This window comes from Enterobacter cloacae complex sp. HYC074_NIDB (assembly GCF_056673345.1).
The window spans coordinates 2,242,299-2,255,818 of sequence record NZ_CP114214.1 but is presented as its reverse complement, the minus strand read 5'-3'; the positions used below and the strand labels follow the sequence as shown (position 1 = coordinate 2,255,818).

12 protein-coding genes and 1 pseudogene are annotated in these 13,520 nt (G+C 58.6%); 5 read left to right on the top strand and 8 right to left on the bottom strand.

Annotated elements, in window-relative coordinates:
* Position 1: 1 nt before the first annotated feature.
* Genes paaG through paaA form a run of 7 tightly spaced genes read right to left on the bottom strand, consistent with a single transcriptional unit; the run spans position 2 to position 5,125 of the window.
* Positions 2-790, bottom strand: a complete 789-nt coding sequence (gene paaG / locus O1724_RS11190) for a 2-(1,2-epoxy-1,2-dihydrophenyl)acetyl-CoA isomerase PaaG (RefSeq protein WP_026080707.1) — start codon at positions 788-790, stop codon at positions 2-4.
* Positions 790-1,557: a 2,3-dehydroadipyl-CoA hydratase PaaF gene (paaF, locus tag O1724_RS11185; RefSeq protein WP_126297296.1), complete on the bottom strand. Its 768-nt coding sequence runs from the start codon at positions 1,555-1,557 to the stop codon at positions 790-792. The genes paaG and paaF overlap by 1 nt, the downstream gene beginning before the upstream one ends.
* Positions 1,554-2,624, bottom strand: a complete 1,071-nt coding sequence (gene paaE / locus O1724_RS11180) for a 1,2-phenylacetyl-CoA epoxidase subunit PaaE (RefSeq protein ID WP_126297297.1) — start codon at positions 2,622-2,624, stop codon at positions 1,554-1,556. Before paaE ends, paaF begins: the two co-directional genes overlap by 4 nt.
* A 7-nt stretch (positions 2,625-2,631) precedes the next feature.
* A complete protein-coding gene (paaD, locus tag O1724_RS11175) occupies positions 2,632-3,129 on the bottom strand; it encodes a 1,2-phenylacetyl-CoA epoxidase subunit PaaD (protein WP_003857347.1) in 498 nt (165 codons plus the stop codon).
* An 11-nt stretch (positions 3,130-3,140) separates the two neighbouring features.
* Positions 3,141-3,887 carry a 1,2-phenylacetyl-CoA epoxidase subunit PaaC gene (gene paaC / locus O1724_RS11170; protein ID WP_023314089.1) on the bottom strand — a complete coding sequence of 249 codons (747 nt, stop codon included), beginning with the start codon at positions 3,885-3,887 and terminating at the stop codon, positions 3,141-3,143.
* 8 nt (positions 3,888-3,895) lie between these two features.
* Positions 3,896-4,183 (bottom strand): 1,2-phenylacetyl-CoA epoxidase subunit PaaB, encoded by a 288-nt coding sequence (gene paaB, locus O1724_RS11165; protein WP_003857353.1) that lies wholly within the window; start codon positions 4,181-4,183, stop codon positions 3,896-3,898.
* A 12-nt stretch (positions 4,184-4,195) separates the two neighbouring features.
* A complete protein-coding gene (gene paaA, locus O1724_RS11160) occupies positions 4,196-5,125 on the bottom strand; it encodes a 1,2-phenylacetyl-CoA epoxidase subunit PaaA (RefSeq protein WP_003857355.1) in 930 nt (309 codons plus the stop codon).
* Positions 5,126-5,410: 285 nt separating this feature from the next.
* On the opposite strand from paaA, the gene paaZ reads away from it, so the two are divergent.
* From paaZ to O1724_RS11135, 5 genes and pseudogenes are all read left to right on the top strand, one after another.
* Positions 5,411-7,450: a phenylacetic acid degradation bifunctional protein PaaZ gene (gene paaZ / locus O1724_RS11155; RefSeq protein WP_045333010.1), complete on the top strand. Its 2,040-nt coding sequence runs from the start codon at positions 5,411-5,413 to the stop codon at positions 7,448-7,450.
* 225 nt (positions 7,451-7,675) lie between these two features.
* Positions 7,676-7,807: pseudogene (locus tag O1724_RS11150) on the top strand (type VI secretion system tube protein Hcp); the annotation flags it as partial.
* Between the two features lie 85 nt (positions 7,808-7,892).
* Complete coding sequence (locus tag O1724_RS11145) at positions 7,893-8,288, top strand: hypothetical protein (protein WP_022651150.1); 396 nt, start codon at positions 7,893-7,895, stop codon at positions 8,286-8,288.
* Between the two features lie 159 nt (positions 8,289-8,447).
* On the top strand, positions 8,448-10,724 hold the full coding sequence (gene tynA / locus O1724_RS11140) for a primary-amine oxidase (protein WP_126297298.1): 2,277 nt from the start codon (positions 8,448-8,450) through the stop codon (positions 10,722-10,724).
* A 120-nt stretch (positions 10,725-10,844) separates the two neighbouring features.
* On the top strand, positions 10,845-11,951 hold the full coding sequence (locus tag O1724_RS11135; RefSeq protein ID WP_058647849.1) for a GGDEF domain-containing protein: 1,107 nt from the start codon (positions 10,845-10,847) through the stop codon (positions 11,949-11,951).
* A gap of 39 nt (positions 11,952-11,990) precedes the next feature.
* Here the strand turns inward: O1724_RS11135 and O1724_RS11130 are convergent, their stop codons facing one another.
* Complete coding sequence (locus O1724_RS11130; protein ID WP_126297299.1) at positions 11,991-13,490, bottom strand: aldehyde dehydrogenase family protein; 1,500 nt, start codon at positions 13,488-13,490, stop codon at positions 11,991-11,993.
* Between the last annotated feature and the right edge of the window lie 30 nt (positions 13,491-13,520).

Sequence of the window (13,520 nt, the reverse complement as noted above, 5' to 3'; positions counted from 1 at the left end):
CTTATTTCCCCGTAAAGTTCGGCGCGCGTTTTGCCAGGAACGCGCTGACGCCTTCCCGGTAGTCGTCGCTGCGTCCGGCCAGGCGTTGATAGTCGCGCTCCAGATCAAGCTGGGCGTCGAGGGTGTTGGTTTCGGCGGCGTTGATCGCCTGCTTGATCAAGCCCAGGCCAAAGGTCGGCTGCGAGGCAAAATGCAGCGCCATCTGCTGTGCGGTGGCGGAGAGCTGCTCGTCGTCCACCACCTGCCAGATCATTCCCCAGGCCTGTGCCTGCTCGGCGCTGAGCTTATCGCCCAGCAATGCCAGCCCCATGGCGCGGGCGCGTCCGGCCACGCGCGGCAGCAGCCAGGTGCCGCCGCAGTCCGGGACGAGGCCGAGCTTGCTGAAGGCCATCACAAAACTGGCGGAGCGCGCCGCAATCACCATGTCGCAGCCGAGGGCCAGCGTCGCCCCCGCGCCCGCCGCCACGCCGTTAACCGCGCAAATCACCGGCTTCGGCAGTTTTGCCAGGCGGCGCACCAGCGGGTTGTAAAAAGTCTCAACGGACATGCCCAGATCGGGCGCCGGGCCGTTCGGGTCGACGTTACGGTCGTTAAGATCCTGCCCGGCGCAGAAACCGCGTCCTGCCCCGGTGATCAGCAGGCAGCGGATGGCGTCATCGCGCTCGGCCTGCTTCAGGCATTCGGAAAGCTGCTGGTGCATGACGTCGTTAAAGCTGTTCAGGCGCTCCGGGCGGTTCAGCGTAATGGTCATTACGCCCTGCTCAACATGGCTCAGAATAGATTCCACAATTAGCGTCCTTTAAAGTCTGGGGTGCGTTTTTGTAAAAAGGCGTTGATCCCTTCCCGGCGATCGTCGGTGGCCGCGAGCAGCGCAAACAGCTGACGCTCCTGCGCCAGCCCGGCCTGAAGCGGGACTTCCTGCGACTGGCGAAGCGCCTGCTTCGCCGCCTGTAGCGCCAGCGGCGAATGGCGCGCCATCAGCGCTGCCTGCTTCAGGGCGTACTCCAGCGTCAGCGAGGCCGGATAGACGTCGCTGACCAGCCCGGCGCTGTGCGCCTGCACCGCCGTGATGCTTTCGCCCGTCAGCACCATTTTGCTGGCCAGCGATTTGCCTACGCTGCGGATCAGCCGCTGGGTGCCGCCTGCGCCCGGCATGATCCCGAGGGTGATTTCCGGCAGGCCAAAACGGGCGTTATCGCCAGCAATCACGACATCGCAGAGCAGCGCCAGCTCACAGCCTGCCCCCAGCGCGAAGCCGTTTACGGCGGCAATCAGCGGTTTGGTGAAGGCGTTGATCCGCGCCCACAGCTGCGGACGGATATCGTTCAGGATGGCGGGCAGGTCTTTCTCCGCCATTTCGTTGAGATCGGCCCCGGCGGCAAAGCAGCGTTCGTTGCCGTACATCACGCAGACGGCGATCTCAGCATCCGCGGCGGCGGCCTCAAGCTGCTCCGCGATTTGCAGGAGCAGCGCATTGTTGAGCGCGTTGCGCGCCGCCGGACGGTTAAGCGTTAACTGCAACACGCGGCCATGACGGGTAACAATCAGTTCGCTCATGCCATCCCCTTCGCATCAAAATCGACGATAACGTCGGCGGTTAACGGCAGCGCCTGACAGCTCAGCACATAGCCTGCGGCCAGCTCGTCCGGCTCCAGGCTGTAGTTGGTCGCCATATCGACTTTCCCACGCAGCACTTTGCATTTGCAGGTGGCGCATACGCCGCCCTTGCAGGCGTAAGGCAGATCCGCCCCCTGACGCAGGGCCGCGTCAAGAATGCTTTCGTCGTCCGCCGTCAGGGTGATCTCCCTGTCGCGCCCGTCCTGACGGACGGTGACCTTCTGGCCATCGGCCTGCACGCTGGCTGTCCGTTTAACGGCGGTACCCGGCGTGTTAAAGCGCTCAAGATGGATCGCTTTTTCCGGCATACCCAGCGCTTTAAGCGCCGCTTCGGCCTCATCCATCATCGCCGACGGGCCACAGATGAAGGCTTCATCGTACTGACGGAAATTCACCAGCGTTTTTGCCAGCGCCTGGAGCTTTTCCCCGTCAATGCGGCCATGGAGCAGATCGCTGTCGAGCGTCTCCTGGCTGAAGATGGCGATCAGCTGTAAACGCTGCGGGTATTTATCTTTCAGGTCCGCCAGCGCCCGGCGGAACATCATGCTCTGGCTGCTGCGGTTGCCGTAAATCAGGGTGAAGTGGCTGTGGGCTTCAGTGGCCAGCGTAGCGGACATAATCGCCAGCATCGGGGTGATCCCGGACCCGGCGGCAATCGCCAGATAGTGGCCTTCGCGTTCAGCCTGCGGCTGGTAGCCAAAATGCCCCTGGGGCACCATCACCTCCAGCGCCATGCCCGGTTTGATCTCGTCCCGGGCATAGCGGGAAAAACGTCCGCCCTCGATGGCTTTGACCGCCACGCTGATCTCACCGCACGCGGTGCTCCGGCAGATGGAGTAGCAGCGGCGCAGTTCATCCCCGCCAGGGCTGGCTTTCAGGGTCAGATGCTGACCGGGACGGAAGCGGAACGCCTCCTGTAACGCCTGCGGCACCGCGAAGGTAATGGTCACCGCGTCGCGGGTTTCGGGTTCCACTTTTGCCACTGTTAATGAATGAAACGTTGTCATGGCAGCCTCAAATACATTTGAAATAGTCGAAGGGCTCACGGCAGGTATTGCAGCGGTAGAGCGCTTTGCAGGCCGTGGATCCAAATTCACTGATAAGCGAGGTATCGGTGCTCGCACAGCGCGGGCAGCTCACCTCCGCGGGAACGTGGGCATGGCAGCTATGGCCGACAGGCGGGCTGATGCCATATTCACGCAGGCGCCTGCGGGCATCGTCGGTCATCCAGTCGGTGGTCCAGGCGGGCTCCAGTTGCAGCACAATATGTACCGGGCTAAAGCCGTTTCCGGTCAGGGTTTCGCGGATCGCCCCCAGCAGATGCTCCGTTGCCGGACAGCCCGAATAGGTTGGCGTGAAGCCGATGACCCAGCCTTCCCCCTGTGCCTTCACGCTGCGCACCATGCCCAGGTCGGTGATGGTCAGCACCGGCACTTCCGGGTCGGGGATCTGGCTTAACAGCGCCCAAATCTGCGGGATTTGTGCAGGCGCGATGTCGACGAGGCGTTGCATGGCGTCCTCCTTTACCACTGCTGGCCGGGGTAAACGCGCTGGAGATACTGCATCTCTGCCAGCATCGGCCCGAGGTGTTCGGTATGTAGCCCCTTCTTACCGCCCGTGCGATACGCCACCTCTTCGGGCACGCGGAGGGTGGCTTCCGCCAGGCCAGCAAACACTTCGCGCTCCCACGGGTCCCGCAGGTCGCGCGGATCAACCGCCACGCCGTCATCAATTAGCGCCAGCTCGACCTCGTCAGCGTCGAACAGTTCAGCCGTAAAGCGCCACAGGCTATCCACCGCCTGCTGCATTTTTTGTGCGGAGGTTTCTGTTCCGTCCCCCAGCCGCACCAGCCAGCCGCGGCTAAAGCGCAGGTGATAGCGCGCCTCCTTAATGGCTTTTGCCGCGATGGCGGCAAGCTGACTGTCGCTGCTGTGGATCAGCCGCTCGTAGAGCGCCACGTTCCACGCATCCATCAGATACTGACGGGCAATGGTGTCGGCGAAGCTGCCGTTTGGCTGTTCCACCAGCAGCAAATTGCGGAACTGACGCTCATCGCGGCCATAGGCCAGGGTATCTTCATCACCCTTACCTTCCCGTTCAGCGGCGTAGGTCAGGAAATTGCGCGCCTGCCCGAGCAGATCAAGGCCGATATTGGCGAGCGCCAGGTCAATTTCCAGCTCCGGCGCGTGGCCGCACCAGGCGCCCAGACGCTGTGAGAGCACCAGACCGTTGTCGCCCAGACGCAGGGCATAAGCAGATACGTTGTTCATCCCCAACCTCACATATGCTCGATACCATCAGGGATGGTGTAAAACGTCGGATGGCGGTAGACCTTGCTTTCCGCCGGATCGAAAAACTCCCCGCTCTCTTCCGGCTGGGAAGCGACGATTTCACTCGCCTTCACCACCCAGATGGAACAGCCTTCGCTGCGGCGGGTATAGGCATCGCGCGCGTTTTCCAGCGCCATGCGGTCGTCGGCAGCGTGAAGGCTGCCCACATGCCGGTGCGACAGCCCCTGCTTCGAACGGACAAAAACTTCGTATAACGGCCAGTAAACGTTGCTCATGGTTGATTCCTCTTATGCGGCCTGGCGGGCGCGTTGTTTTTCCGCGTGGGCCAGAGCGGCTTCACGCACCCATGCGCCGTCGTCCCAGGCTTTACGTTTTGCGGCCAGACGTTCGTGGTTGCAGATCCCGCGCCCGTTGATCACCTCGTCAAATTCCTGCCAGTCGATTTCGCCGAAGCGGTAGTGACCGCTCTCTTCATCGAAACGCAGGTCGGGATCCGGCACGGTCATGCCGAGCATCTCCACCTGAGGCACCGTGTTGTCCACAAAGCGCTGGCGAAGCTCATCGTTGCCAAAGCGTTTGATCTTCCAGGCCAGACTGCGGGCGCTGTTTGGGGAGTTGTCGTCGTTGGGTCCGAACATCATCAGCGCGGGCCACCAGAAGCGGTTGATGGCGTCCTGCAACATCTGCCGCTGGGCTTCGCTACCCTGCGCCAGCGCCATGCAGGCCTCAAAACCCTGACGCTGGTGAAAGCTCTCTTCTTTACAAATCTTCACCATCGCCCGGGCATACGGGCCGTAAGACGTACGGCACAGCGCCACCTGGTTCACAATGGCCGCCCCGTCCACCAGCCAGCCAATGACCCCGATATCGGCCCAGCTCAGGGTTGGATAGTTGAAGATGGAGGAGTATTTCATCTTGCCGTCGAGCATCTTTTGATAGATGTCCTCCCGGGCGCAGCCCAGCGTTTCCGCCGCGCTGTAAAGGTACAGGCCATGTCCGGCTTCATCCTGCACCTTCGCCAGCAGAATGGCTTTCCGGCGCAGCGTCGGTGCGCGGGTGATCCAGTTCCCTTCCGGCAGCATGCCGACAATCTCAGAGTGGGCGTGCTGTCCAATCTGGCGGATCAGCGTCTTGCGGTAGGCATCCGGCATCCAGTCCTGCGGCTCGATGGCCGTCTCCTGTGCGATGCGTTGCTCAAAGCGTTGTTCTTGCGTCACATAACCACCTTTGTGATTCGTTAAATCACCACAAATAGCAAAATGGTGAATCATTTGGTTTCTTAAAAGTTACACAAAGGTTAAATATAACCCCAAGAAGCGTTTGTTTATTTTGTGACGACGCTCGCAAGCCTTTTCATGAAAGGCCGATGGCGCAAGGCTTTCTGTTGGTCAGGCCAAGCAATACAGATCACAACGTTAACAATTCATTAAAACTCAGCTTGATTTTTATGATTCGAGATCAAACTATTTATAGTGAAATCACGAAACATCTGGAGAGAAGAAATGCAGCAGTTAGCCAGCTTCTTGTCCGGCATCTGGCAATCAGGCCGGGGCCGCGAGCGCACCATCACCCACGCCATCAGCGGGGAAACGCTATATCAAGTCACCAGCGAAGGGCTGGATATGGCGGCCGCGCGCCGTTACGCCATTGAACACGGCGGAGAAGCGCTCCGCGCAATGAGCTTTATCGAGCGCGCCGCCATGCTGAAGGCGGTGGCCAAACATCTGCTGAGCCAGAAGGATCGGTTTTATGCCCTGTCAGCCCAGACCGGCGCGACGAAGGCTGACAGCTGGGTGGATATTGAAGGCGGTATCGGCACCCTCTTCACCTACGCAAGCCTCGGCAGCCGTGAGCTGCCGGACGATACCCTGTGGCCGGAGGATGAGCTGATCCCACTGTCGAAGGAAGGCGGCTTTGCGGCACGTCACGTGTTAACGTCGAAATCCGGCGTGGCGGTGCATATCAACGCGTTCAACTTCCCGTGCTGGGGGATGCTGGAAAAGCTCGCGCCCACCTGGCTTGCCGGGATGCCCGCCATCATCAAGCCCGCCACCGCCACCGCGCAGGTGACTCAGGCGATGGTGAAAGCGATCGTGGAGAGCGGACTGGTGCCGGACGGCGCCATCAGCCTGATCTGCGGTGGCGCGGGCGATCTGCTGAACCACCTCGACAGCCAGGACGTGGTGACGTTTACCGGGTCGGCCAGCACCGGGCAGAGCCTGCGCGTCCACCCGAATATCGTCGCACATTCCATTCCGTTTACCATGGAAGCAGATTCTCTTAACTGCTGCGTGCTGGGTGAGGACGTGACGCCGGAACAGCCGGAGTTTACGCTGTTTATCCGCGAAGTGGTGCGCGAGATGACCGCCAAAGCCGGGCAAAAATGTACCGCCATCCGCCGCATCATCGTGCCGGAAGCGCAGGTTGAAGCCGTCAGCCAGGCGCTGATTGCGCGGCTGGAGAACGTGGTCGTCGGCGATCCGGCCCAGGAAGGGGTGAAGATGGGGGCTCTCGTCAACAGTGAGCAACGTGCTGACGTGCAGGAAAAAGTCGATCATCTGCTGGCCTCGGGCTGCCAGATCCGTCTGGGTGGTAAAGCTGATTTGCAGGCGCCTGGCGCATTCTTCCCACCCACCCTGCTGTTCTGCCCGCAGCCGGACGAAACACCGGCCGTTCACGCCACCGAAGCCTTTGGCCCCGTCGCAACCCTGATGCCCTGCCGTAACACCGAGCACGCCATGCAGCTGGCGCGGGCGGGCGGCGGCAGCCTGGCGGGAACGCTGGTTACGGCAGATACCCGCGTGGCGCGGCAGTTTATTGCCGGTGCCGCGCGCGCCCACGGACGCATTCAGATCCTCAACCAGGAATCCTCGAAAGAATCTACCGGCCACGGTTCACCGCTGCCACAGCTGGTGCACGGTGGTCCGGGACGTGCGGGCGGCGGCGAAGAGCTGGGCGGCCTGCGCGCTGTGAAGCACTATCTTCAGCGCACGGCTATTCAGGGCAGCCCGTCCATGCTCGCCGCGATCGGTAAACAGTGGGTCCGTGGCGCGGAGGTGCAGGAAGATCGCGTTCATCCGTTCCGTAAATACTTCGAGGAGTTACAGCCGGGCGACAGCCTGCTGACCCCGCGTCGTACCCTGACGGAAGCGGATATCGTGAATTTTGCCTGCCTGAGCGGGGATCATTTCTACGCCCATATGGACAAAATTGGCGCGGCGGAGTCGATTTTTGGTGAGCGCGTGGTACACGGTTATTTCCTGATTTCCGCCGCGGCGGGGCTGTTTGTCGATGCCGGGGTTGGGCCGGTTATTGCCAACTATGGCATGGAAAACCTGCGCTTTATCGAGCCGGTCAAGCCGGGTGATACCATTCAGGTGCGCCTGACCTGTAAACGTAAAACGCTGAAGAAACAGCGCACTGCCGAGGAAAAACCCACCGGCGTGGTGGAATGGGCTGTGGAGATCTTCAACCAGCACCAGCAGGCCGTGGCGCTCTACTCCATCCTGACGCTGGTGGCGCGCCAGCAGGGTGACTTTTAATCAATGCAATGGCATTAACCTTGCTGCCTCGAGTGTTTGAGCGCATCAAAATAAGCGGAAGGTAAAACAGGGACTGGATGGCTTTGATTAATCGAACCATCCAGTCTGCCTGGTTTGGATAAGTTACAACCGGAAACACTAAGCAAATTGACCATGTAGTTAGCATGGTTATTATTTGGCGCCGGGAATATTTCCGCATTAAATTACATGGATGATTAACAAACTATGGCAATTCCTGTTTACCTTTTCTTAACTGAAGATGGTGGGTCAAAAATTACAGGCTCGGTGGATGTTCGTTACCGTGAGGGAAGCATTGAAGTCACCGGCTTTACACACAATCTTCGCCTCCTAATTGATCCTGCCGAATTTGCAAAATTCCAGAACAATAATAATTACGGTAATGATCCAGTCGATCAGTTATGGATAAGGGCAGGAATAGATTATGCGCGACGTTCGGGTTTTTAACTGGCGAGCTGGAATTATTATCTTTATTTTTCTCATATTCATTGCATACCCTTTCCGCGATCTTTTTACCGTGTATGAAAATTTGCAGGAAAAAATCAAGGTTAACGATCGTTTAACTCTTTACATCACCCAGGTTGAGACGGGCTCGCTGTCTAAAAACAGGTATCATATTTATCTCTTTGATGCGAAAAAAAGTCCGGAAGAATTCATGTCTAACATTAAGAATATCAATCCCGTCATGATCACCGATGATGATAAAGCTTCAGTGGCAATTAAAAATGGAGACATTTATCTTCGCGTTCGCGGTACGGTTTATTCGTTCACGACGGTAGGTTTTGATGTCCGCACGCATCTCGATAGCTCGCCTTACTGAAGCGCACTTTATCTGCCATGGGGGTGTGATGCACCCCCGCTCTTTTTTAACCTGGCAAGACTGACAAACAACCTGGCAGATGCAGGCAAACGCTTTACGTGCGCGCCTGTCAGGATAACGCTGACACTACACAATAAACACAACAAGATGAGGTCTGCGATGGGAAGCAATTCTTCTTTTTCTGCCCGTAGAACGGCACTGGCCATGGCCGTTGCGCTCTGTTGCGCCTGGCAATCCCCTGTTTACGCTCACGGCAGCGAGGCGCATATGGTCCCGATGGACAAAACGCTTCAGGCGTTTGGCGCGGACGTGCAGTGGGATGATTACGCCCAGATGTTCACCATCGTCAAAGACGGTGCCTTTGTGAAGGTCAAACCCGGCGCAAATACCGCCATCGTTAACGGCAAACCGCTGACGCTCCAGGTGCCCGTGGTGATGAAGAACAATAAGGCGTATATCCCGGAGACCTTTATCAACGATGTCTTTCAGTCCGGTCTTGATCAGACATTCCAGGTTGAAAAAAGCCCCCACCCGTTAAACGCGCTGACGGCTGATGAAATCAACCAGGCCGTAGCAATCGTGAAAGCCTCAGCGGATTTTAAACCCAATACCCGCTTTACCCAGATTGCGCTGGCGGAGCCAGAAAAGGCCAAAGTCTGGGACTTTGTGCTTAACGGCACGGCGGTGGATGCGCCCCGCCAGGCCAATATCATCATGCTTGATGGTAAACACATCATCGAAAGCCGGGTGGATCTGAAGGAGAAAAAGATCCTCCGCTGGGAGCCGATCAAAGACGCGCACGGCATGGTGCTGCTGGATGACTTCAATACCGTGCAGCAGATCATCAATGAAAGCCCGGAGTTTGCCGCCGTGCTGAAAAAGCGCGGCATTACCGACCCGAAGAAAGTGATCACCACCCCGCTTACCGTCGGCTTTTTTGACGGCAAGGATGGGCTGAAACAGGAAGACCGCCTGCTGAAAGTGATCAGCTATCTCGACGTGGGCGACGGTAACTACTGGGCGCACCCGATCGAAAACCTGGTTGCGGTGGTGGATCTCGAGCAGAAGAAAATCCAGAAGATTGAGGAAGGCCCGGTCGTGCCGGTGCCGCTCACGCCGCGCCCTTATGATGGCCGTGACCGCGTTGAAACGGTGAAAAAACCGCTGGAGATTATCGAGCCGGAAGGCAAGAACTACACCATCACCGGGGATAGGGTGCACTGGCAGAACTGGGATTTTCATCTGAGCCTGGACTCACGCGTCGGCCCGATAATCTCCACCGTGACCTATAACGACAACGGCAAAAAGCGACAGGTGATGTATCAGGGGTCGCTCGGCGGCATGATTGTGCCGTACGGCGACCCGGATATCGGCTGGTACTTTAAAGCCTACCTGGACTCCGGCGATTACGGCATGGGTACCCTGACCTCCCCGCTCGTGCGCGGCCAGGATGTTCCGTCTAACGCCGTGATGCTCAACGAAACCATCCCGGATTACACCGGCGCGCCAATGGAGATCCCCCGGGCGATCGCCATTTTCGAGCGTTACGCCGGGCCGGAATATAAGCATCAGGAATTAGGAAAACCCAACGTCAGCACCGAACGCCGCGAGCTGGTGGTGCGCTGGGTCAGCACCGTGGGTAACTACGATTACATCTTCGACTGGGTATTCCACGAAAACGGCACTATCGGCATTGATGCAGGGGCTACGGGCATTGAAGCGGTGAAAGGCGTGCAGACGAAAACCATGCATGATGCCACCGCGAAGGATGACACCCGATACGGAACGCTGATCGACCATAATATTGTCGGTACCACCCACCAGCACATCTACAACTTCCGTCTGGATATGGACGTGGACGGCATCAATAATAAGCTGGTGGCCATGGATCCGGACGTCAAACCGAACACCGCTGGCGGACCGCGCACCAGCACCATGCAGGTTAATCAGTATGATATTGATACCGAACAGCAGGCGGCGCAGAAGTTTGACCCGGGCACCATCCGCCTGCTGAGCAATACCAGCAAAGAGAACCGCATGGGCAACCCGGTCTCATATCAGATCATCCCTTACGCGGGCGGTACACACCCGGTAGCGTCCGGCGCGAAGTTTGCCCCGGACGAGTGGATTTATCACCGCCTGAGCTTTATGGATAAACAACTGTGGGTAACGCGTTACCATCCCGACGAGATGTACCCGGAGGGAAAATACCCGAACCGTTCCACGCACGATACCGGCCTCGGCCAGTACAGCAAAGATAACGAGTCGCTGAACGACCAGGATAACGTCATCTGGATGACCACCGGCACCACCCATGTCGCCCGTGCCGAGGAGTGGCCAATAATGCCGACGGAATGGGTGCACACGTTGCTCAAGCCGTGGAATTTCTTTGACGAGACGCCAACGCTCGGCAAGAAAAAAGCCGAGCAAAAATAAGCAAACGCCGGGCGCAATGCCCGGTTTTTTTGTGCAAACATTTGAGGAATAATCGAGCCTGCTTATAGTTAATACTACCTGGCTTTAGCGAGCTATCCACCGGACGGGAAGAAAACCATAATGGAAAAAAGACACAACGCAACGCCAGAACCTGCGACATGGCCTACCCGTAAATCAATGGTTGTTCACGGGCTGGCCGTGAACCTGCCGTGGCTCGCCTTTGTGAATGCCAGCTTTGCCCTTATGGTCCTGCTGCGCAATTCGCTTTTCGGCCATATCGATGCCCTCCTGCACATCAGCCCGCCTCTGCGGCAGATGATAGACGCCTCCATGCTGGGGGTAGTCATCCTTTCCGTGGCGCTGGTAATAATGGCCTGGCGCCACATCCGCGGCGTCAGCGCGGTGCTGTTAATGTGTAGCCTGCTATGGTCGATAAGTTGTTACTGGTTTATCAACGTGATACAGCTTCCTCATCCCTGGCCGATATTCGTTACCCTGCTGATGGCCGGTATGACCGCGCTCTATTTTCACCCGGTGGCACTGCTCTGCTTCACCGTTCCGCTATGGATAAGCCTGCCCGTTGCCAGCATGCTGCTGAATCAGGAAATTAATTATCGCTTCGCCGGGCTGTGGGTGGTGTTCACCTTCATTCTCGTGTGCGGGCGCTATATCCTGTTGAGCTGGTTTGAAGAGGCGTGGCGTCGCAACCAGCAGAATCAGCGTTTAATTTCGCGGCTGGATGCGCTGGCCCATCAGGATCCGCTGACGAAAACGGCCAACCGGCGGGCGATGGAGCTGGTGCTGGAAAACGCCGTGGAGCAAGGCAAACGCTTCGCGGTGCTGATGCTGGATGTCGATTACTTCAAACTGTATAACGACACCTATGGTCACCAGGCAGGAGACGCGTGTCTCGCGAGGGTGGCAGAGGTGCTGAACACCTCGGTGCGCACGCCAGAGGATGTGGTTTCGCGCTACGGTGGTGAGGAGTTCGTCGTGATCCTCTTTGACTGTGAAGAAAGCGTTGCTGAGAAAGTCGCCGCGCGGATCCAGGCTGGCCTGCGCACCGCAGCCATTGCGCACAGCGCGTCGAAGGTGAGTGAATGTGTGACGGTGAGTATGGGCATTGCCGGCTATACCCCAGGACTGGCCGGCCCGGAAATCATCGCCCGCGCCGATGCAGCGTTGTATCGGGCGAAGGAGTCCGGGCGGGATAGGTGGTCGCGTTAAATAATGCCGGGTGCCGGCTTCGCCTTACCCGGCGTTTTATTAATACCGCACACACACCGACTTGGTTTCACACCAGCCATCCAGCCAGTCGGGGCCGAAATCGCGCCCGGTGCCAGACTGCTTCATGCCGCCGAACGGCAGGTTGGCGTCTATCAGCGTGTGGCTGTTCACCCACACGGTTCCTGCCTGTAACCTGTCGGTATACGCTAGCGCTTTACTGATATTCTGCGTCCAGACGCTGGCCGTTAAGCCGTATTCAGTGTCGTTCGCCAGCTGAAGCGCCTCTTCCCCGTCGTCCACACGAACCAGGTTCACCACCGGCCCGAAGACCTCTTCACGCGTCAGTCGCAGATGATTATCCGGGTTGACCACCAGCGTTGGCGAAACGTAATAGCCTTTGCCGTCTGGCCCCCGGTTCCCGGCGATCAGCTCCGCATTGTGCGCCTTCGCCTCATCCAGGAACGCCTGAACCTTATCGCAATGGGCGCGCGACACCAGCGGGTTGATAAACGCATCCGGCGACATGCCCGGCCCGACGCTCAGAGATTTCACGGCCTGTTCAAAGCCGCTGACCAGCGTGTCGAACAGCGGAGCCTCAATATAAATACGCGAGCTGGCCGCGCAGACCTGCCCCTGATTCAGGAAGCTGCCGGTCATCAGCCCTTCAATTACCCACGCCGGATCGGCGTCTTTCAGCACGATGGCCGGGTTTTTGCCGCCCAGCTCCAGCGTCACGCCCGTTAGCGTATCCGCAGCCACGCGGGCAATCTGCTTGCCCGTCGCCGTCGAACCGGTAAAGCTTACTTTGGCAATGCGCGGGTGCGAGGTTAGCGCCGCGCCACAGACGGCGCCACTACCGGTCACCACGTTGAACACGCCATCCGGGATCCCCGCCTCGCTCGCCAGTTCCGCCACCCGTAACAGGGTGAGCGGCGTGGTTTCCGAGGGTTTGAGCACGATGGAGCAACCTGCCGCCAGCGCGGGCATTACTTTCCACATGCCAATCATCAGCGGGAAGTTCCACGGCACAATCCCCGCCACGACTCCCACCGGCTCTTTACGCGTCCACGCCTGATAACGCGCGCCCTGCGGCAGTGGAATCGAGAGATCGAGGGTTTTACCGGCAATTTTGGTGGTCAGCCCTGCCGTGTAGCGCATCCAGTTCAGGGTGCATCCCACCTCGAAGGCGCGGGAGATGTTAATGGATTTCCCCTGCTCCAGGGTTTCGAGCTGTGCCAGCTCTTCGCCATGCTGTTCCACCAAATCGGCAAACCGCAGCAGGATGCGTTCCCGCTCTGCCGGCAGACGCCCTGCCCAGCTTCTGGCGACAAAGGCGCGCCAGCCAGACATCACCGCACGATCGACATCATCGACGCTGGCATCGGCGGTGGAGGCAATAACCTCTCCGGTCGCCGGGTTGTAGACGTTCAGACGCTTTTCGCTGTCGGATGCCGCCTGACGCCCTTCAATCCACAGGCCGTGCTGGCGATCTAAAAACTGCTGCACGCCTGGCAGGATGGCGACGTGTGATTCGGACATAGGATACTCCTTCGTTATGCTTCGCAGGGT

Coding starts and splice junctions, on each gene's coding strand:
- tynA (WP_126297298.1), top strand. CDS start 8,448: ATGGGAAGCAATTCTTCTTTTTCTGCCCGTAGAACGGCACTGGCCATG.
- O1724_RS11130 (WP_126297299.1), bottom strand. CDS start 13,490: ATGTCCGAATCACACGTCGCCATCCTGCCAGGCGTGCAGCAGTTTTTA.
- paaE (WP_126297297.1), bottom strand. CDS start 2,624: ATGACAACGTTTCATTCATTAACAGTGGCAAAAGTGGAACCCGAAACC.
- paaB (WP_003857353.1), bottom strand. CDS start 4,183: ATGAGCAACGTTTACTGGCCGTTATACGAAGTTTTTGTCCGTTCGAAG.
- O1724_RS11145 (WP_022651150.1), top strand. CDS start 7,893: ATGCGCGACGTTCGGGTTTTTAACTGGCGAGCTGGAATTATTATCTTT.
- paaC (WP_023314089.1), bottom strand. CDS start 3,887: ATGAACAACGTATCTGCTTATGCCCTGCGTCTGGGCGACAACGGTCTG.
- paaF (WP_126297296.1), bottom strand. CDS start 1,557: ATGAGCGAACTGATTGTTACCCGTCATGGCCGCGTGTTGCAGTTAACG.
- paaD (WP_003857347.1), bottom strand. CDS start 3,129: ATGCAACGCCTCGTCGACATCGCGCCTGCACAAATCCCGCAGATTTGG.
- O1724_RS11135 (WP_058647849.1), top strand. CDS start 10,845: ATGGAAAAAAGACACAACGCAACGCCAGAACCTGCGACATGGCCTACC.
- paaZ (WP_045333010.1), top strand. CDS start 5,411: ATGCAGCAGTTAGCCAGCTTCTTGTCCGGCATCTGGCAATCAGGCCGG.